21 protein-coding genes are annotated in these 17,912 nt (G+C 67.7%); 6 read left to right on the plus strand and 15 right to left on the minus strand.

Features of this window, described 5'->3' with window-relative positions; translation table 11 throughout:
- Positions 1–136: 136 nt before the first annotated feature.
- The gene (gene hpf / locus RMCN_RS27170; RefSeq protein WP_067395865.1) at positions 137–802 is read right to left on the minus strand and encodes a ribosome hibernation-promoting factor, HPF/YfiA family; all 666 of its coding nucleotides are present in this window, start codon (positions 800–802) and stop codon (positions 137–139) included.
- A gap of 297 nt (positions 803–1,099) precedes the next feature.
- Positions 1,100–1,729 (minus strand): ComF family protein, encoded by a 630-nt coding sequence (locus RMCN_RS27175; RefSeq protein WP_067395868.1) that lies wholly within the window; start codon positions 1,727–1,729, stop codon positions 1,100–1,102.
- Between the two features lie 50 nt (positions 1,730–1,779).
- Between RMCN_RS27175 and RMCN_RS27180 the strand changes: the two genes are divergently transcribed.
- Entirely contained in the window at positions 1,780–3,087 is a 1,308-nt protein-coding gene (locus RMCN_RS27180) for a DUF2252 domain-containing protein (RefSeq protein ID WP_067395870.1), read from the plus strand.
- A 6-nt stretch (positions 3,088–3,093) separates the two neighbouring features.
- Here the strand turns inward: RMCN_RS27180 and RMCN_RS27185 are convergent, their stop codons facing one another.
- The 8 genes from RMCN_RS27185 to RMCN_RS27220 all read right to left on the minus strand — a co-directional run bounded on the left by RMCN_RS27185 (position 3,094) and on the right by RMCN_RS27220 (position 11,131).
- On the minus strand, positions 3,094–3,510 hold the full coding sequence (locus RMCN_RS27185) for a QcrA and Rieske domain-containing protein (RefSeq protein ID WP_067395873.1): 417 nt from the start codon (positions 3,508–3,510) through the stop codon (positions 3,094–3,096).
- A 14-nt stretch (positions 3,511–3,524) separates the two neighbouring features.
- Complete coding sequence (locus tag RMCN_RS27190) at positions 3,525–4,070, minus strand: DUF6529 family protein (RefSeq protein WP_409366078.1); 546 nt, start codon at positions 4,068–4,070, stop codon at positions 3,525–3,527.
- A 16-nt stretch (positions 4,071–4,086) separates the two neighbouring features.
- Positions 4,087–4,731, minus strand: a complete 645-nt coding sequence (locus RMCN_RS27195) for a hypothetical protein (RefSeq protein WP_067396290.1) — start codon at positions 4,729–4,731, stop codon at positions 4,087–4,089.
- Between the two features lie 156 nt (positions 4,732–4,887).
- Positions 4,888–6,645, minus strand: a complete 1,758-nt coding sequence (gene lpqB / locus RMCN_RS27200; protein WP_064412438.1) for an MtrAB system accessory lipoprotein LpqB — start codon at positions 6,643–6,645, stop codon at positions 4,888–4,890.
- Positions 6,642–8,288, minus strand: coding sequence for an MtrAB system histidine kinase MtrB (gene mtrB / locus RMCN_RS27205; protein ID WP_064412437.1), 1,647 nt, complete (start codon positions 8,286–8,288; stop codon positions 6,642–6,644). Before mtrB ends, lpqB begins: the two co-directional genes overlap by 4 nt.
- Before the next feature lie 73 nt (positions 8,289–8,361).
- The gene (gene mtrA / locus RMCN_RS27210; RefSeq protein ID WP_064345844.1) at positions 8,362–9,048 is read right to left on the minus strand and encodes a two-component system response regulator MtrA; all 687 of its coding nucleotides are present in this window, start codon (positions 9,046–9,048) and stop codon (positions 8,362–8,364) included.
- 79 nt (positions 9,049–9,127) lie between these two features.
- Positions 9,128–9,760, minus strand: a complete 633-nt coding sequence (locus tag RMCN_RS27215) for a dTMP kinase (protein WP_067395878.1) — start codon at positions 9,758–9,760, stop codon at positions 9,128–9,130.
- 39 nt (positions 9,761–9,799) lie between these two features.
- Positions 9,800–11,131, minus strand: coding sequence for a DUF2254 domain-containing protein (locus RMCN_RS27220; RefSeq protein ID WP_409366076.1), 1,332 nt, complete (start codon positions 11,129–11,131; stop codon positions 9,800–9,802).
- A 310-nt stretch (positions 11,132–11,441) separates the two neighbouring features.
- Here RMCN_RS27220 and RMCN_RS31695 point away from each other — a divergent pair, with 310 nt between their 5' ends.
- Positions 11,442–11,762, plus strand: coding sequence for a DUF421 domain-containing protein (locus tag RMCN_RS31695; RefSeq protein ID WP_234787810.1), 321 nt, complete (start codon positions 11,442–11,444; stop codon positions 11,760–11,762).
- Positions 11,763–11,856: 94 nt separating this feature from the next.
- Positions 11,857–11,961, plus strand: coding sequence for a hypothetical protein (locus RMCN_RS31700; RefSeq protein WP_234787818.1), 105 nt, complete (start codon positions 11,857–11,859; stop codon positions 11,959–11,961).
- Positions 11,962–11,966: 5 nt separating this feature from the next.
- Here the strand turns inward: RMCN_RS31700 and wrbA are convergent, their stop codons facing one another.
- Positions 11,967–12,569, minus strand: a complete 603-nt coding sequence (gene wrbA / locus RMCN_RS27230; protein WP_067395880.1) for an NAD(P)H:quinone oxidoreductase — start codon at positions 12,567–12,569, stop codon at positions 11,967–11,969.
- Positions 12,570–12,643: 74 nt separating this feature from the next.
- The gene (locus RMCN_RS27235; RefSeq protein ID WP_201028978.1) at positions 12,644–13,057 is read right to left on the minus strand and encodes a MarR family winged helix-turn-helix transcriptional regulator; all 414 of its coding nucleotides are present in this window, start codon (positions 13,055–13,057) and stop codon (positions 12,644–12,646) included.
- A gap of 206 nt (positions 13,058–13,263) precedes the next feature.
- Here RMCN_RS27235 and RMCN_RS27240 point away from each other — a divergent pair, with 206 nt between their 5' ends.
- The 3 genes from RMCN_RS27240 (at position 13,264) to ftsH (ending at position 16,801) form a co-directional block, all read left to right on the plus strand.
- Positions 13,264–14,016: an SPW repeat domain-containing protein gene (locus tag RMCN_RS27240; RefSeq protein ID WP_084377792.1), complete on the plus strand. Its 753-nt coding sequence runs from the start codon at positions 13,264–13,266 to the stop codon at positions 14,014–14,016.
- A 114-nt stretch (positions 14,017–14,130) separates the two neighbouring features.
- The gene (locus tag RMCN_RS27245; RefSeq protein ID WP_067395883.1) at positions 14,131–14,757 is read left to right on the plus strand and encodes a trimeric intracellular cation channel family protein; all 627 of its coding nucleotides are present in this window, start codon (positions 14,131–14,133) and stop codon (positions 14,755–14,757) included.
- Positions 14,758–14,818: 61 nt separating this feature from the next.
- The gene (gene ftsH, locus RMCN_RS27250; RefSeq protein ID WP_067395886.1) at positions 14,819–16,801 is read left to right on the plus strand and encodes an ATP-dependent zinc metalloprotease FtsH; all 1,983 of its coding nucleotides are present in this window, start codon (positions 14,819–14,821) and stop codon (positions 16,799–16,801) included.
- Between the two features lie 18 nt (positions 16,802–16,819).
- Here the strand turns inward: ftsH and RMCN_RS27255 are convergent, their stop codons facing one another.
- Genes RMCN_RS27255 through RMCN_RS27265 form a run of 3 tightly spaced genes read right to left on the minus strand, consistent with a single transcriptional unit; the run spans position 16,820 to position 17,912 of the window.
- Positions 16,820–17,152 (minus strand): cation:proton antiporter, encoded by a 333-nt coding sequence (locus tag RMCN_RS27255; protein ID WP_067395888.1) that lies wholly within the window; start codon positions 17,150–17,152, stop codon positions 16,820–16,822.
- A complete protein-coding gene (locus RMCN_RS27260; protein ID WP_067396297.1) occupies positions 17,149–17,418 on the minus strand; it encodes a monovalent cation/H+ antiporter complex subunit F in 270 nt (89 codons plus the stop codon). The genes RMCN_RS27255 and RMCN_RS27260 overlap by 4 nt, the downstream gene beginning before the upstream one ends.
- A 5-nt stretch (positions 17,419–17,423) precedes the next feature.
- Entirely contained in the window at positions 17,424–17,912 is a 489-nt protein-coding gene (locus RMCN_RS27265) for a Na+/H+ antiporter subunit E (protein WP_201028981.1), read from the minus strand.

Consider the following 17,912-nt stretch of genomic DNA (forward strand, 5'->3'; position numbering starts at 1 on the left):
TCTTGAGCTCAACCCATGGTAGGCGACATGCGCCCCGACCCGGCCCCGCTACGTCAGGCCAGGCGAAATAGTGGTCGGCCCGGCTCAGGCGAGCCGAATCAAGCCCCGGCTCAGGCGAGCCGAATCAAGCCCCGGCTCAGGCGAGCCGAATCAAACCGTAGTCGTAGGCGTGCCTGCGGTAGACCACGGAGGGCAGGTCGCTCTCCTTGTCGTGGAAGAGGAAGAAGTCGTGGCCGACCAGTTCCATCTGCGACAGCGCGTCGTCGACGGTCATCGGCGTGGCCGGATGCTCCTTGATCCGCACGATGCGTCCGGGCTCGTGCTCGTCGAGCGTGGCGCCGTCGTGTTCGGTCGGGCTCGTGGTCAGCGGCTCGGGCGGTGCGGTGACCGCGGTGGCCTTGGCGACCGAGACCGGGGTCTTGTCGCCGTAGTGGATCTTGCGCCGGTCGCGCGCGCGGCGCAGGCGTTCGGCGAGCTTGTCCACCGCGGATTCCATCGCGCCGTAGAAGCTGTCGGCACAGGCTTCGGCGCGGACCACCGGGCCGCGTCCGCGTGCGGTGATCTCCACGTGTTGACAGTTCTTGCGTTGACGGCGGTTGCGCTCGTGGTCGAGCTCGACGTCGAACAGATAGATCGTGCGGTCGAATCGTTCCAGGCGTGACAGTTTCTCTGCGACGTACTTGCGGAAGTGGTCGGGGATCTCGACGTTGCGGCCGGTGACCGCGACTTCGGCGCGCGGTCGGGGTTCGGGCGTTTCGTCCTCGATCACCATCGTTCGGGAGTCCAGGGATTGGCTTGACATGCTTGGCAACTCGTTTCTTCGGCGTCCGCACGCGTCAGCGTGCCCGGTTGTCGTGGATCCGCACCGACGGGGCTTGCATGTCTCGCCGCTCGCCGGTGCAAGGTGTCGTCTACTCACCTCCTACCGCGTCGGCGATGCTGGCGCTTCGAATCTTCAGCGCCGGCCGTGAGTCATTCACGGGTGTTGAAGCCGACGGTAGCCGCGTTCACCCGGTAGTGCCAGTGAATCCGGGTACCTGTTTCCAGTTCTTCACCTCGCTCTGATATGTGGGCCTGACACCTGGGCTCACGGCGACGGTCACGCGTTTGCCACAACCAGCACGGCCGCCACGCGCGCCCCAGTGGAGTGCAGCACGCGAACCGACTCGGCGGCTGTGGCGCCGGTGGTGACGATGTCGTCGACGACGAGCACTTCGCCCGCGACGGGCCGCACGAGTCGGAGCCGGCCGCCAATGTTGCGCTGCCGGTCGGCGCTGGACAGCCCGACCGAATCCGCCACGAACGCGCGTGTGCGCAGTGCCGGCACGACGGCCACCGCCGGGAGGCCGGCCGCGGCGGTACGGGCCATCCGGGTCACCGGGTCACCGCCGCGCCGCCGGGCCGACCACCGCCGGGTCGGTGCCGGGACGACCGTCAGCGGGGTGTCCACCAGGCCCCAGGTGAGCAGATGCAGCAGGCCGGCCCGCAGCGCGCCGGCGAGCGGCCCCAGCAGATCGGCTCGGCCGTGTTCTTTGACCGCGATGACGGCGGCCCGCCGCGGTCCCGCGTAACGGCCCAGGGAGTACACCGGCACGCCGGGGTCAACGCGCGGCGAGACGATGTGCGGGTCGTCGGCCCTGACCGTCAGCGTCGTCGCGCACGCCGCGCACCACCGCGTCGACGGCGCGCCGCAACCGCCGCACTGCAGCGGGAGAACGAGATCGAGCACGCCGACAGTGTGGCGGTGATCGGTGACACCGGGACGGGTACTCGGTGTCCATGCAGGACCAACGGGAGTCGTTGATCGTCGATTGCCTGGTGAGTGCGTTCGCCGATCTGATGAAGGCCGATCCGGATGCGTTCCGGACGAAGTTCCGCAAGATGGCGGCCGAACCCTTCGCGTTCTTCCGCGGCAGCGCCTGCGTCTTCTACGGCGACGTCGCCGCGCGTGAGGACCGTTGGGTCGACGAGCGCACCAGCCGGGTGTGGATCCAAGGCGATCTGCACACCGAGAACTTCGGCACCTACATGGACGGTGCCGGCCAGCTGATCTTCGACGTCAACGACTTCGACGAGGCCTACATCGGGCACTTCACCTGGGACCTGCAGCGGTTCGCCGCCAGCGTCGCGCTGATGTGCTGGCAGAAGGCTCTGTCGGATCACGAAATCAGCAGGCTCATCGACACTTTCACGCGCGCCTACGTCGATCAGGTGCGCTGGTTCCTCCACGCCGACGATGACGCGAGCTTTTCGTTGAATCTCGACACGGCACGCGGCGCCGTGCTGTCCGCCTTGCAGAGCGCACGCTTGTCGACGCGGGCCGAGATGTTGGACCGTCTCACCACGGTCGACGATTGGGACAGACGCTTCCGGGACGCCGCGGGCGTGAGACGACTCGAGGACTCCGAACGCGACAAAGTCGAGGCCGCCTTCGCCAAATATCTTGAGACCATTCCGAAAACCAAACGGTTCCAGGGGATCACCTACGACATCAAGGATGTGATCGGCAAGACGGGGCACGGCATCGGCAGCGCAGGTCTGCCGACCTACACCGTGCTGATCGAGGGTTTCAACCAGGCGCTGGACAACGACGCCGTGCTCTCGATGAAGCAGGGCAATATCGCCGCGCCCAGCCGCGTCGTCGACGATGGGACTCTGAGTCGGCATTTCAAGCACCACGGCCACCGAACCGCGGTGTCTCAACGCGCACTGCAGGCGCACGCCGATCCGCTGCTCGGCTACACCGACATCGACGATGTCGGGTTCGTCGTCAGCGAGATATCCCCGTATGCGGCCGATCTCGACTGGAGCGAGTTGACCGAACCGGACGAGTTGGCCGAGGTGATCGAACAGTTGGGCCGGGCCGTGGCAAAGGTGCACTGCGTCGGGGATGCCGACAGTGACCAGAAGGTGGTCGAGTTCCAGACGGAGGAGGCGATCGACGCGGTCATCGGTGACCATGTCGACGAGTTCTCGGCCGATCTCGTGAGGTTCGGGCTCGAGTACGCCGGCATCGTGCGCGACGATCACCGCCATTTCGTTGAAGCGTTTCGCGAAGGCCGCATTCCCGGCGTCACGTCGACCTGACGTGTGTCAGCTCAGGATGATCAAATCGTCTTGCAATTGAACAGGTTTCGACTCCAAAGAACGAGTTGCCGGTCCGTTGGCCACCGTGCCGTCGAGGTTGAACCTGCTGCCGTGGCAGGGACAGTTGATGGTGCCGCCCGCCACGTCGCGCACCGTGCACCCGGCGTGAGTGCAGGTGGCAGAAAATCCCTTGAAATCCCCTGCCGTCGGTTGCGTCAGCACCGTCTGCTCGACGATCACACCTCCGCCGACCGGAACGTCGGCGACCTTTGCGAGGACCGCAGCCGGTGCCGCCACACCACCGGTCGTCGTCACGGCCGGCTCCTCGGCAGCCTGGGGATCCTTGCCATACGTGCTGCAGGCGGCCAACGCGCCGGTCGCGATACCGAGCCCGGCGCCCACCAGAAACTGTTTGCGTTGCATGGCAATTCCTTTCCTCAGAATCTCAGTCCGCTGGTCTGGAAGAACCACAGCGCCGAGGTGAGCCAGACATACACCAGCCCGAAGAACACCAGTCCCCCCGCGATGGGAAGCACCCAGCTGCGGAGCCCACCGCGCGTCAACAGGATCATCTTGGTGACGAAGACCCCGTAAAAGAAGCAGCCGAACAGCGAATGGAACAGCACCCGGCTATCCGTGTCGGCGAAGCCCAGAGCGTAGAGGCAGTGCACGGCCACCGGCACGGTCGCCAGCACCGCCAACCGCCCCGACCATACGTGGGCCGCGGCGATCCACGCCGGTGCACGCCCCCCGGGTGTCAGCCGGTACATCACGAATGCCGAGAACAACTGGAACAGCGCCAACAGAACTGCAAGGGTGCCCAGCCACGACTTCACCGCCGTGCCACTGGAGAAGCCGGCCACGTTGATCGAAAAAAACTGCGGCTCATGGACTCTGCCGAACACTCCGAGCGCCACGGCGACCATTGCGCCCAGACCGACAGCGATCAGCATCCCCGCCGTCCCGGTGTTGCGGGTGGCCATCACCTCAGAAGCAGAATCAGACATCGCCGCCGCCCACGCGAACGGCCCTGACCCGCTGCCCGTCGATGACCGCAGTCTGGTCGGTGGCCAGAACCGGTGCGGGACCGAGGGATCCGTCGCTGCGGCGCAGCACTCCGGTGACATCACCGTCCGCGTCGACGATCCAGCTGCTCCGCACACCCTCCCGCTCGTAGCGGTAGAGACCGGCGGGCGCCTCGGTGGCCGGCGCGGTGAACACCCAGTTCTTTTCGCCGATGGTCAGCGACCCCACCATCGCATTGCCTTCGAGGTGGCCGTCGAGAACGCCGGCCTTGTCCTTGCTCGTCAGGTTCACCACACCGTCTGCGGCGTCACCCCTCAGCCACATCTCCACCGAGTTGCCGTCACAGGCATACGCGATCGCCTGGTCGCCGTCGACCGAGATCTCCAACGTGATCTCGCCGGTCGCCGTCGGCACGGTTCCGAGGTAGTCGGCCCTGGCCGGGAAGCCCGGCGCGGGCGGTTGCGGCGCGCTCGCCGGCGGCGGAGCGCTCGACGTGGCGACCGCTTCGGCCGCCGGGGCGGCCGCGGGCGCTGGTTCCTGAGACACGTTGCCGAGCCACAGCGCGGCCGCCAGCGCGGCGACCGCGCCCAACGTGATCAACGGACCGCGAGTCCTCATCTTCACTCCTTGGCTGTAGCAAACGCCTGCGGGCGTCGTTCTGTCAGCACAACGGGCGATAGCGGAGGTCGGTTCACATCGATTTCTCGCGAACGCAACACCAGGGTCGTGATGAGGGTGGTGTTGCAACCCTGGTGTTGCGTTCGCGAGCCGGCTCTAGCCCGGCAACACGGGTTCGGCGCCCGGCACCAGCAGCGGGCGCACCTCGGCCCACGCCGGGTCGTCCTCGGCCACCGAGCCGGACAGTTGCACGACCCCGCGGGCATCGGCCACGTACACCGTCGACGGGTTGGCCGCCACGGTGGTGACCGGCATCAGCAGGTTGCGGCTCGGTCCGTCGGAGTTGACGCCGTCGAGGTTGACGTAGGAGACCGGATGCTGCGGATCGGTGCGGCTGACCACGATGTCGTCGCCGGTGCGCCATGACAGCGACACCACGGTGTTGCCAAGGCCGTATCCCAGCCGCCGCGGGTAGGTCAGCGCATAGCCGCCGCCGGGGGTCTGCTCGACGCCGGCCAGGACCACCCGGCCATCGATGACCATCGCCGCGCGCGTACCGTCACGCGACAACTGCAATTCGGTGATCACGCCGGGAAACCTGCTCGACACCAGCGTGGAGTCGATCGGTATACGGGCCGGCTGGCCCGACGCGTCCTGGATGACACGCACGACGTTGTTGCCGTCGATCACTACCCAAACGGCGTTGTCGAGCGACCAACTCGGCCGCGACAGGCTTCGCGCATCCAACACCTGCGACGCCGCGCCGCCGAGCGCGCCCACCCACATCGACGACGCCATGTCCGGTGCGCCCGGGCGCACCGTGACGATCGACGCCACCTCCTGCCCCGTGCGGGACACCGCCGCCGACGTCTGGTTCGGCATCTGCCCGAACTGTCCGGGAACCCGCGGCGCCCGCAGGCCGTCGAGCGCGACGAGCGAACCGTCCACCAACGCGTGCAGGCCCGCCGCCACTCCCGAGGCCGCGCCCGGGTCGGTGGCCGCCACGTCGGAGGTCTCCCAACCGTCGGCGAACCGGTCGTCGAGGGCGGCGCCGTCGGCGTTGATCACGTACGGCCCATTGACCCCCGCGCGTGACAGCGTCCAGATCAGTTGTGCCGCAAGCAGTTGCCTGCTGTGCGGATCGGTGGTCGACAGGTTGTCCACATCGATTCTGGCTCCGCCATAACCCCGGCCGACGCCCATCTTGCCGCCGTCGGCGCGCGTCACCGGGCCCCGCAGTTTCAGCGGCGGTTCGAGGAGATTGCGGACGGTCTTGGCCATCTCCGGTCGCGGTCCGGCGATCAGCTTGCTCACCAGTTCGGTGGCCAACTGGTCGGGATCGGACACCGCGACATAGCGCGGATCGGGCACCACTGTGCTGCCGGTGGGGTCGACGAAATACAGGGTGTTGCGCCGATAGGTGGCCTGAAACTGTTGCCAGTCGAGGAAGACCCCGTTGGGCAGCTTGTCGATGCGCCAACCGTCGGCGGTCTTGATCAGTTCGATCGGCCCCGGGTCCGGTAGCGCGCCGTCCCCCGTCTCGAACACACCCATGTCCGACAGCGACCCGAGGATGTCGGCGCGCATGGTCACCGACACCCGGTCGGGGCCGCGCGTCTCGACGAACACCACGTTGTCGATCAGCAACGCGCTGCCCGCATCATCCCAAGCCTGGGAAGCGGACTCGGTGAGGAACTGGCGTGCGGCCAGATGCCGGTTGGCGGGATCGGCGGTGGCCTTGAGGAATTCGCGCAGCAACACGTCCGGGTCCATGCCCGGCGTCGGCTTGGGCAGGCTGGGCGGGGCGGGCCGGTCGACGGTTCCGATGGCTTGCGGCGAGGACGAACTCGGCACACCCGCGCAGCCGGTGAGAACCAACGCCAGCGCACTCAGGACGGCCAGCAGGATTCTCACACGGACTCCTGCGCGGGTTCGCGGTCGCGGCTGCGCGGCGGCACATCGTCGGGCCCAACAGGTTTCAGCGGCAACGGGCTGGTGGTCACCTTGTGCCCGCGCACGAGCGGCAGCGTGAGCCGGAAGCAGGCGCCCTTACCCGGCTCCCCCCACGCCTCCAGCCTGCCCTGGTGCAGGCGGGCGTCCTCGATGCTGATCGCCAAACCGAGACCGGTGCCGCCGGAACGACGCACCCGCGAGGGATCCGACCGCCAGAACCGGCTGAACACCAGTTTCTCCTCACCGGGCCGCAGCCCGACCCCGTGGTCCCGGACGGTGACCGCGACGGTGTCGTCGTCGGCGGCCATCCGGATGCGGACGGGTTTGTGCTCGGCGTGGTCGATGGCGTTGGCGATCAGGTTGCGCAGGATCCGCTCCACGCGCCGCGGATCGACCTCGGCGATGACCTCCTCGGTCGGCATGTCGACAACCAGTTCGACCTCGGCGTCGGCCGCGAGGTGCCCGACGTTGTCCAATGCGCTTTGCACCGTCGACCGCAGATCCAGCGACTCGACCGACAGTTCGGCGACACCGGCGTCGTGCCGGGAGATCTCCAACAGATCGTTGAGCAACGTCTCGAACCGGTCGAGCTCGCTGACCATCAACTCGGTGGACCGGCGCAGCGCGGGATCGAGATCCTCGCTGTGGTCGTAGATCAGGTCGGCGGCCATGCGCACCGTCGTCAGCGGGGTGCGCAGTTCGTGGCTGACGTCGGAGGTGAACCGGCGCTGCAGGTTGCCGAACTCCTCGAGCTGGGTGATCTGGCGGTGCAGGCTCTCGGCCATGTCGTTGAACGAGACGGCCAGGCGGGCCATGTCGTCCTCGCCGCGCACCGGCATGCGTTCGGTGAGGTGGCCTTCGGCGAACCGCTCGGCGATGCGCGACGCGGACCGCACCGGCAGCACGATCTGGCGCGCCACCAGCAAGGCGATCGCGGCGAGCAGACCGAGCAGCACCACGCCGCCGGTGGCCATCGTCCCGCGCACCAACGCGATCGTGGACTCCTCGTTAGTGAGCGGGAAGATCAGATAGAGCTCGAGGTTCGTCACAGACGACGACGTCGGACTGCCCACGATCAGCGCGGGCCCGGAGAAGCCGTCGGTGTGCACGGTCGCGTACTGATAGCTGACCTGGCCGGCCTTGACGAACTCCCGCAGCGTGTTGGGCACCTGCTGGACCGGGCCGGCCGCGGTCGCCGCGCGGGGTCCGTCGCCCGGCACCACCAGAACCGCGTCGTAGGTTCCCGCGAGGCCCGGTTCGGCATCGGCGCTGCGATCGATCAGCGTGTTGCGCGCCAGCTGCAGGCTGCTGTCCAGCGAGCGGGTCTCCTCGCCGCCGACGATTCCGCTGACGGTGGTGCGTGCGCGATCGATCTGCTCGGTCGCCGCGCGTACCTTGACCTCGAGGATGCGGTCGGTGATCTGGCTGGTCAGAACGAACCCGAGCACCAGGATCACGGCCAGCGACAGGCCCAACGTCAACGAGACGACGCGCAGCTGCAACGAGCGCCGCCACGCGAGGCTCAACGCCCGCCCCAGCGCTCCCAGCCCGCGCACCAGCGGCGCCGAGCGCCGATGGATGCGTCGTCTGGAGCTGAAGATCACGGCGCCCGCCGAGCGGTCAACACGGCGACCGTCAAACGGTCGGAATCACGACCACGGCCGAGAGCCGTGCATGTCACGGCGGTCCGGCCTTGTACCCCACTCCTCGAACCGTGAGCACCACCTGCGGGTTCTCGGGATCCTTCTCGACCTTGGCCCGCAACCGTTGGACATGCACGTTCACCAAACGGGTGTCCGCGGGGTGGCGATAACCCCACACCTGTTCGAGCAGCACATCACGAGTAAACACCTGCCGCGGTTTGCGCGCCAACGCCACCAACAGGTCGAACTCCAGAGGGGTCAGGGAGATCTGTTCGCCCTGACGGGTGACCTTGTGCGCGGGCACGTCGATGTCGACGTCGCCGATCGAGAGCATCTCGGCAGGCTCGTCCTCGTTGCGCCGCAGGCGGGCCCGCACCCGCGCGACGAGCTCCTTGGGTTTGAACGGTTTCATCACGTAGTCGTCGGCGCCGGACTCCAGGCCCAGTACGACGTCGACCGTGTCGGTCTTGGCGGTCAGCATGACGATCGGCACGCCGGAGTCCGCGCGGAGCACCCGGCACACGTCGATGCCGTTCATCCCGGGCAGCATCAGGTCGAGCAGGACCAGATCGGGCCGCAGCTCGCGGACCGCGGTCAGCGCTTGGGTGCCGTCACCGATGACCGCGGTGTCGAAGCCTTCGCCCCGCAGCACGATGGTGAGCATCTCGGCGAGCGACGGGTCATCGTCGACAACCAGAATCCTTTGCCTCATGGAGACCATGGTGTCACCGAATTGCGATAAACCCCGGCTACCACACGGCGCGTTTCGCGCTTTGACCGGCGAATCGTGCCGAACGGGGCTACTGAGCGCCCAGTTCGGCGGCGAGTGCGGCCGGATCGACGTCGGGTCCGGCGACCTTCCAGCGTCCGCACCACTGCGATGCGGCCAGTGCGGCGTAGACGTCGGAGGTGCGTTGCTGCAGGCCGCCGTCGCGTTCGTAGGCGTCTTTGGCTCGGTCGACCTCGGTGTTGGCGCGCCGCTCGGCGCGCTGGGCCGCCAGTTCGATCGGGACGGCCAGCAGCACCTGGGCGTCCGGCCGCGGTAGCGCCAGGCGCTCATACTCCAGCGCCCGCACCCACTCGACGACCTCGCCGTCGGCGCCCTGATGAAGGCGCGCGGCGCTGTAGGCGGCGTTCGACGCGACGTAGCGGTCCAGGATGACGACGTCGTAGGCGCCCTGCAGACGTTCGATCTCGGCTCGGGCGCGGGCACGGTCGAGCGCGAACAGCACCGCCATCGCGTACACGGAATCGGCGAGGTCGCCGTGGGATCCGTGCAGCGCCTCGGCGGCCAGGTCGGCCTCCACCGATTGGCCGTAACGCGGAAAGGCCAGGCTCGTCACCGTCCTGCCGTCGGCTTCGAACGCGGTTCGCAGACCGTTGGTCAGCGTGCGCTTACCGGCTCCGTCGACCCCCTCGATGACCATCAGCACGGCTGTGAGACTAGCGATGTCCGATCGCCGGCCGCGGCATCAGACGTCGTGTTCGGCCGGATCGGTGTTCCGCGAGATCGCCTCCAGACGTTCCAGATCGGCCGGGTGAAGGCCGGGTTGCTCCGCCATGGCGTCCATCAACAGTCGGATCTGGCGATCCAGCGCGGGTATCAACTCCCCGCGGCCCTCGCTGCGAGCGTGCTCGATGAGCATGCGGAGCACGCGCAGCACGGTGGCCACCACGTTGGGCTGGCCGACCGAGCTCTGGCGGATCTGGTCGAAGGCGTGCGCGACGTACTCCTCGTGCGACAGATCCCAGGGGCGAACGAGGATCCTGTCGTCGGGGCCGCACACCGACTGCGGCGGCATGTCCGCCGTCAGCAGTTTGCGCATGAGGCTGCCGAGTCGCAGCACCACGTCGGCCGCGGTGGTCGGGTCGTTGATGGCGGGGCTGAGCGCACGCAGCGCGATGTCGACCAGTTGGCGGATCCCGAAGTCGACGTCCTGCTGCATGGTGCGGATGTCGGCCACTTCCACCGTCGACATCAGCCTGCGCTCGACGCGTTCGGCGTCGGGGGGAACCGGCCACAACGTCATGAGCACTTCCCCGCGGTGGATGTAGGCGCCGGTCCGGGTTTCCAGCCGCACCACGGTCGCCGGCGGCACCGCCGCCAGGATGTACCTGCTGGCCGACTGGGTGACCCAGCCGTCGCTGCCGGCGTGGACCGTCAGATGGTGTTCGGAGTCCGGTGTCGGCGGGTGCGGGGCCGCGGTCTCCATGCGCGTCTGCCGTTCCTGTTCCTCGATGACCTCGTCGGCCTCGGCGGCGATGGTCCGCACCACCTCACCCACCTGCAAGCCATAGGCCAATCGGTTGAGGTAGGCGATGATCAGCAACACCGTCGCCACCGCCAGCACGATCGCCGCCGTCATCGAGACCCGTGGCGCATTGGACATCGGGTCCCCGCTGATATGGCGCAACGTCAACACGCAGAACACGAAGGTGGCCACCAGCAGACCGATCACCAGCTGGCTGAGCCGGTCGCGGATGAACGACCGCATCACCCGCGGCGAGAACTGGCTGCTGGCCAGCTGCAAGCTGACCACCGTCAAAGAGAACACCACCCCCGCGGTGGTGATGGTGGCGCCCGCGACGGTGCTCAGCAGCCAGATCGCCGCGTTGCTGTTCATCTCGACCGTCAGCGGCAGTGAGGTGTCGACGCCGACGATGTCATCGAGGTAGGCCGTCCCCTCCGCGACCGCGATGCCGCCCAACAGGACCAGCGCGGGCAGCGCGAAGAGACTTTCACGAAAGTGGTAGAGCGCGGTGGAGATCGGCAGTGCCGAACGCGGAGCGGGACGACGCATCATCCCGATGCTTCCGAGTGACGTTGCGCTGCAACCGGTTCCCGGTTGTCGGCGACGGTGGTTTCGTCCGGCACGGCTAGCTCCGGTGCCCGATGAAGCGGTCGACCAGACGCAATGTGTTCACGTCCGGCTGTTGAGGTGAGGAACTGCTCGGGGTCACCATGAATCCTCCCGGGGTCAAACGCAGTGTTTCACCGGATACCCGGCAGCGGCGGTGGGTACCACGTTTTCGATCATGCTCGGAAGTGTCGACGACCAGGCTGCGGGTAGTCCTCGAAAGCCAGGCCGAAACCGAACGCGAAGGGGATCCGTGATGTCTGACTGGCAGTCGTTTTTCGTTCCCGCCGTCCCCTTGCTCGACGGTGTCCTGCGCGGCACCGTCACCTTTCTCGCGCTGCTCGTCCTGATGCGGATCGTCGGCCAGCGCGAGTCCGGGGGCCTTGGCATCACCGACGTGCTGATCATCGTGCTGGTCGCCGAAGCCGCAGCGCCGGCGCTGTACACAGACGAGACGACGCTCATCGACAGTTCGTCGTCATCGTCACGATCCTGTTCTGGAGCGTGGCGGTCGACGCCATCGCGTACCGGTTTCCGTTGTTCGCCCGCGTCGTCAAGGCGCATCCCAAACCACTGATCCGTGACGGGAAGCTGAACCGCCATACCATGCGTCGCGAGTTCATGAGGCGCGACGAATCGAGTCGCAGCTGCGACTGCATGGGATTTCCGACATCGAAGGCGTACAGCGGGCTTATCTCGAACCCAACGGAATGATCAGCGTGCTGCGGCGGGACGGCGCCGAGAACGGACCCGTCGAAAAGCCCGAGGCGCTCTGATTCCTCTACCGGTCCGCCAGGCGGTCGGCGACGGCGATCACCCGTTGGGTCATGTGCTCGAGTGCGGCGTTGACGGCATCGTTGACGGCAGACTTGTTGTCCGGTCCGGTGATGTGGCTGACGCCGTACGGGTTTCCATCGGCGAACTTGAGCTCGTTGGTGTACCCGGGCGGGACGATGATCCCGCCGAAGTGCATCAGCGTCACGTAGAGGTTGATCAACGTGGTCTCCTGGCCACCGTGCGCGGTCTGCGACGACGTGAAACCGGCGTAGGCCTTGTCGGCGAGCTTGCCCTGTGCCCACAGCCCACCCAGCGTGTCGATGAAGGTGCGGAAAGGCGCTGCGGGAGAACCGAATCGGGTCGGTGAGCCGAAAATCACCGCGTCGGCCCACACGATATCGTCCGCCGTCGCCGACGGAAGGTCCTTGGTGTCTTCGTAGTTGGCCGACCAGGCGGGGTTGTCCGCGAACGACTGGGGATCGCGGGTTTCGGCGACGGGACGGAACCGGACCTCGGCGCCGGCCTTCTCCCCGGCCTCGGCAACGGTGCGCGCCATCGCGGTGCCGTGCCCCGTCGCCGAGTAGTAGATCACTGACAGTTTCACCATGATTGGCTCCTTCCGATCGATGTGTGATTGATGAGGGTTCCTCTTTCACCGCCGTCTAATCCACGGTGCTGCGCTCACGGCGCCGACGCAGTCGCTCGCGGGATCTCGCTCGACGATGTGAGGTCTCGGGCGAACCGGGCCAAAAGCGTGGCGAGGTCCCGCCGGTCGCCTTCGGGCCAGTGCGCGAATGCGCGCGCGACGACATCGGTGCCCGCGACGTCCATGCGTTGACAGGTCCGGCGCCCCTTGGCGGTCGCGGTGAGCAGTGCGGCCCGTTGGTCGGCGGGATCCGGGCGCCGGCGGATCAGATCACGCTGTTCGAGCCTGCGAACCTGCAACGACATCGTGGACTTGTCGACGCCCTGCCAATGAGCGAGGTCGGAGATCCGCACCGGACCGCTGGAGACGATCGCGCGCAACAGATCCACGTCGATCGGCGAGAAATCCTGTCCGGCCCGTCCGAGCAGCATCTCGGGCCTCGTGGCCAAGAGTTACACGGTGCAGGTCGACGCCCCTTACTTCGATGAGGCCGTTCGCATCGCCGACGGGGTCTGATCCCCTCGACGACCGTTTGTGCCGAACCGCCGGGGGTAGCCCTTCCGCGGCGGCACCCCCTGACCTCGAAGCGATCTACAGGAGAAAGGACACCGAATATGACCCGATATGTCCTCGAGGCCACCGGTTGGGTGGTCACGTGAGCAAACCACAGACCTTGATCAGCGCCGTGGCCCTGGCGACGGGCGTGGGTGCGGTGATCGCCTCCCTGGTGGTCACCGACACCGACGTCGGCGCCGGCCTGACATTCGGCTTCGGGGCGTTCATCGCGTTCTTCGCCCTGTTGTCGCTACTGGTGCGCAACCGGGCGCCCGACTACTTCGGACTTCTGGTGGTGGGCGTGATGATGTTCCTGCTGCCGTTCCTCGGCGAGGCGTTCGTCAGCGACCGCGGCGCCGCGTGGACCGCCTGGATCGCGGGCTTCGTCGCGATGGTGCTCGGCGGCGTGGGTTGGCTGCGCTCGACACCACCGGCCGGTCTCGTCGCCCCTGGAGCGCACCCGGCAGGTCCCGGTGGGCGCCGCCGCTTCTCCGGCTGGATCGGCAGGCTCGCCCTGGTCGTCGGTCTTGGGACCGCGGTACTGGCCGCGACGGTCGTACGCTCCTCCACCGTCGGCATCATCGTCGTCATCGGCATGAGCGGCATGGCGGCGGTGATCGGGTTGTGGTCGCTGCTGGCCGTCGACCCGACGCGCGACTATCTGACGCTTGCCGTCGTGGGATTCGCGCTCTTCCTCTCGCCGTGGGCGGTCAAGTTCTCCAGAGAGTCCGCGGGCTGGACGGCTTGGCTGTCCGGTGCACTGCTGACCGCGCTCGGTGTCGCCGGCTACCTCACCGGTGAGTCGTCCGATGCCGCCGCCCCTGCAAGCCGCAACATCACCGAGGCCCGTTGACCGACGCCTCTGCCGCCAGCCCGGCCGGGGACCGCGTCATCAGCGGCCTGCCCGGCCGGCACCGCGTGATCAGCGTCCTGCGATACCGGCGCGGGCTCGGGTATACACCAAGCAATGTCGACCGAAACGCCTCTGCTGCTGGTGCTCGACCTCATCGGCACGTTCGCGTTCGCCCTCAACGGTGCGCTGGTCGCGCTGCGCGCAACGCGTCTGGACATCTTCGGCGTTGTGACGGTCGGCATGCTCACCGGTCTGGGCGGTGGCGTCATCCGCGACATCCTTCTGGATTCGCTTCCGCCGGCGACGTTCGTCGACTGGCGCTACCTGGCCGTGGCAGCGGGCGGCGGCGCGATCGCGTTCGCGCTCAGCCCCGCCCTCGAGCGGTTCACCATGCCCATTACCGTCGCCGATGCCGTGGGGTTGAGCGTGTTCGCGGTGCTCGCCGCGTACAAGGCGCTGAACCTGGAGTTCGGAGTGCTGCAGGCGGTCATCGTCGGCACCATCACCGCCGTGGGCGGCGGGACCATCCGCGATATGGCCATCGGGCAGGTACCCACGGTGTTCCGCAGCGAGCTCTATGCGATTCCGGCGATGATCGGCGCAGCCACTGCTGCGCTCCTCTACGGCCTGGGCGTCCAGAACATCGCGGCGACCCTGGGCGCCGCGGCCGTGTGCTTCGTGATCCGCATGCTCGGGGTGCGGTTCGATCTCAACGCCCCCCGGCCCCCCTGGCAACGTTGAGGCCGCCGCGAAGGAGCCATGCCCCTTATCGACGGCGGGCGATCCGGCTAGCTTGGATACGGTGACAGAGTCAGGGCGCGCGAACGGAACGCGCAGACGCGAATCGTCCGCGGCATCGAAGCCGTCGAAGAACGAGGACCCCAAACCGTGGCGCACGGAGGGGCTACCCAACCAGAACGAGCACGACGGCGCGAACCGTCCGCGGCCGCGCTGGTGGATCGTGCTGATGTACCTGGGTCTCGGTTATCTGGCGGTATTCGGGATGCTGTCATTCCAGGACTCGCTGGGCGGTCCGGTCACGGTGCCGTACACGGAGTTCACCACACAAGTGGAGCAACGCAACGTCGCCGAGGTCTTCTCCCAGGGCGAGTCCATCCAGGGCACCCTGCGTGAGGCGAAACCCATTCCGGGCCAGGATGACTCGACGAAGACCTACGAGCAGTTCACCACCGAACGTCCGACGTACGCCCAGGACGACTTGCTCACCCAGTTGGAGCAGGGCGGCGCCACGGTATCGGCGGAACCGCTGAGCACCGACCGCGGGATCTTCTGGAATCTGCTGCTGTCCTTCGCCCCGATCCTGCTGCTGTTCGGGTTCTGGTTCTGGCTGTTCAGACGCGCCCAGAAGATGGGACCCGGCGGCGGCGGACTGTTCGGCGTGAACTCGCGCAAGCGTGAGCCCGTCGACCCGGAAACGGTCCGGGCCACCTTCGATGACGTCGCAGGCATCGACGAGGTCAAGGCCGAGATCAACGAGATCGTCGACTATCTGCGCCATCCGGAGAAGTACCGCAAGCTCGGCGCCAAGGTGCCCAAAGGGGTGCTGCTGACCGGCCCACCGGGCACCGGTAAGACGCTGCTTGCGCGGGCGACCGCCGGCGAGGCGAACGTCCCGTTCTTCTCCGCCAGTGGCGCCGAGTTCATCGAGATGATCGTCGGCGTCGGCGCCTCCCGGGTGCGGGAACTGTTCGAGGAGGCCCGCAAGGTCGCCCCGTCGATCATCTTCATCGACGAGATCGACACCATCGGCCGGTCGCGCGGCGGCGGCGCCACCGTGGGTGGGCACGATGAACGCGAGCAGACGCTCAACCAGATCCTCACTGAGATGGACGGTTTCAGCGGATCCGAGGGAGTGGTGGTGCTCGCCGCGACGAACCGCCCCGATGTCCTGGATCCGGCGCTGCTGCGGCCGGGGCGGTTCGACCGCACGGTCACCGTCAACCCGCCCGACCGCAAGGGCCGCGTCGCCATTCTGCGGGTGCACACCCGCTCGGTGCCGCTCGCCGACGACGTCGACCTGGACAAGGTGGCCGCCGCGACACCCGGCATGACCGGCGCGGACCTGGCCAACCTCGTCAACGAGGCGGCGTTGGCGGCCGCCCGCGACGGGCTGACCCACGTGACGGACCGCTACCTGTCCGACGCCCTGGAGAAGGTGCAACTCGGGACCGCCCGCAACGTGGTGGTCTCCGAGGAGGAACGTCGTCGAACGGCCTATCACGAGGCCGGACACGCGTTGCTCGGCATGCTCCAACCGGGTGCCGACCCGGTGCGCAAGGTGTCGATCATTCCGCGTGGTCACGCGCTGGGCGTCACCTGGTCCACCCCCGAGGAGGACCGCTACGGATACACCGCCGACTATCTGCGCGGGCGCATCATCGGCGCCCTGGGCGGGATGGCCGCAGAAGAGGAGATCTTCGGGGTGGTGACCACGGGTTCTGAAAGCGACCTCGAGACGGCCACCACGGTCGCCCGCAGCATGGTCGGAAGATGGGGCATGTCCGAGCGGATCGGCCCGGTGTCGGTGCTGCCCAGGGAAGGCGACCCGCGGATGGGTGGCGTCTCGGACTCGATGCTCGGCGCCGTCGACCAGGAAATCCGTCGTCTCATCGACGAGTGCTACGTCGAGGCCCGGCGGTTATTGCGCGACAATCGGCGACGGCTCGAGGGCATCGTCGCGGAGTTGCTTGCCCACGAGACCCTCGACGAGAGCCAGGTGTACGAAGCCGCCGGCATCTCCAGGGCGGCCACCGCAACGGTGTGACCACTCACCCGCGGGCGATCAGACGTCGCGCTCGCCGTCCGGTTCGTCGCGTGGCTTGCGTGCGGGTTGGCTGCGACGGTCGGCGGAGCGGGCGATGGCGTGACCGGCGGCCGGCGAGGAAGCCACCATGAAGGCGATGGCCAGAAACGCGAACGCGATGATCGCGGCGTTCTCGGTGGCGATCGAGGACGCCAGCACCGCGATCACTCCGGGACCGGTGGCCAGGCCCTGAGCGTGCAACTGGCTCAAGGTGTCCGGTATGCGCAGCAATCCGTAGACACTGACCGTCAGCAGCACCAGTCCCGCGCACAGCAGCGCCGCACCGACGATGTCGAGCACCAGTGAGATCACTCGAACGGCCCTCCGAATCCGAGGTAGCGGGCGGTCGCGACGGTCGCGACGAACGCGAGCAACGCGAGCGCCACCGCCGCGTTCAGGTAGTAGGGCACGTCGCGCAGATAGCTGACCAACGCCAGCAGCGCCACCAGGAGCACCGCCAGCAGGTCCAGTGCGATGACGCGCTGGAGCACATCGCGCGCTCGCAGCAGTAACAGTCCTCCCGCCACGGTCAGCAGGGTGGTCCAGATCAGGGCGACGACGAGCAGCGCGGTGGGCATGGCGATCACGGAAAGACGCGGCGCTGCGCGCGCTCGTAGGAAACGGTCTGCTCGCGACGGATGGCGTCGGGGTCGCGGGCGTCCAGGACGTGCAACACCAGCGTGCCCTTCTCGTCGTCGACGTCGACGACGACGGTGTCCGGCGACAGCCCGACGCGTATCGCCCAGGCCGTCGCCGACGCCGGTGAGCCGGGACGGATCGCCATCGTCACCTGACCGGGCGCCATCGGCCGCAGGCCCAGACAGTGCCGCGACACCGTCCAGCTCGCGCGGCACATGTCTAGCACCGTGACGCCGATCAGCGCGGGTATTCCGGCCATCCGGCGCCACGGCGTCGTGCCGGCCGGCCGGTCCGGCTGCCAGCCCTGCTTGCGCATGGCGCTGCCCGCCAGCACGATCAGGGTCGCGAGCAGCGCCCCGATGAGAATGTCGGCGGGCTCGACGCTGCTGAGCACCATCAGGTAGACGGCGGTCAGCAAGACGATCCGGACCAT

The sequence above is a fragment of the Mycolicibacterium novocastrense genome (assembly GCF_001570485.1).
Lineage (GTDB): Bacteria > Actinomycetota > Actinomycetes > Mycobacteriales > Mycobacteriaceae > Mycobacterium > Mycobacterium novocastrense.

Bases quoted from the DNA above. Each gene is read 5' to 3' on its own strand.
- mtrA (WP_064345844.1), bottom strand. From the start codon at position 9,048: ATGGTCTCCATGAGGCAAAGGATTCTGGTTGTCGACGATGACCCGTCG.
- RMCN_RS27220 (WP_409366076.1), bottom strand. From the start codon at position 11,131: ATGATGCGTCGTCCCGCTCCGCGTTCGGCACTGCCGATCTCCACCGCG.
- RMCN_RS27185 (WP_067395873.1), bottom strand. From the start codon at position 3,510: ATGCAACGCAAACAGTTTCTGGTGGGCGCCGGGCTCGGTATCGCGACC.
- RMCN_RS27245 (WP_067395883.1), top strand. From the start codon at position 14,131: ATGTCGACCGAAACGCCTCTGCTGCTGGTGCTCGACCTCATCGGCACG.
- RMCN_RS27260 (WP_067396297.1), bottom strand. From the start codon at position 17,418: ATGCCCACCGCGCTGCTCGTCGTCGCCCTGATCTGGACCACCCTGCTG.
- RMCN_RS31695 (WP_234787810.1), top strand. From the start codon at position 11,442: ATGTCTGACTGGCAGTCGTTTTTCGTTCCCGCCGTCCCCTTGCTCGAC.
- RMCN_RS27265 (WP_201028981.1), bottom strand. From the start codon at position 17,912: ATGGTCCGGATCGTCTTGCTGACCGCCGTCTACCTGATGGTGCTCAGC.
- wrbA (WP_067395880.1), bottom strand. From the start codon at position 12,569: ATGGTGAAACTGTCAGTGATCTACTACTCGGCGACGGGGCACGGCACC.
- RMCN_RS27180 (WP_067395870.1), top strand. From the start codon at position 1,780: ATGCAGGACCAACGGGAGTCGTTGATCGTCGATTGCCTGGTGAGTGCG.
- hpf (WP_067395865.1), bottom strand. From the start codon at position 802: ATGTCAAGCCAATCCCTGGACTCCCGAACGATGGTGATCGAGGACGAA.
- RMCN_RS27195 (WP_067396290.1), bottom strand. From the start codon at position 4,731: ATGAGGACTCGCGGTCCGTTGATCACGTTGGGCGCGGTCGCCGCGCTG.
- RMCN_RS27190 (WP_409366078.1), bottom strand. From the start codon at position 4,070: ATGGCCACCCGCAACACCGGGACGGCGGGGATGCTGATCGCTGTCGGT.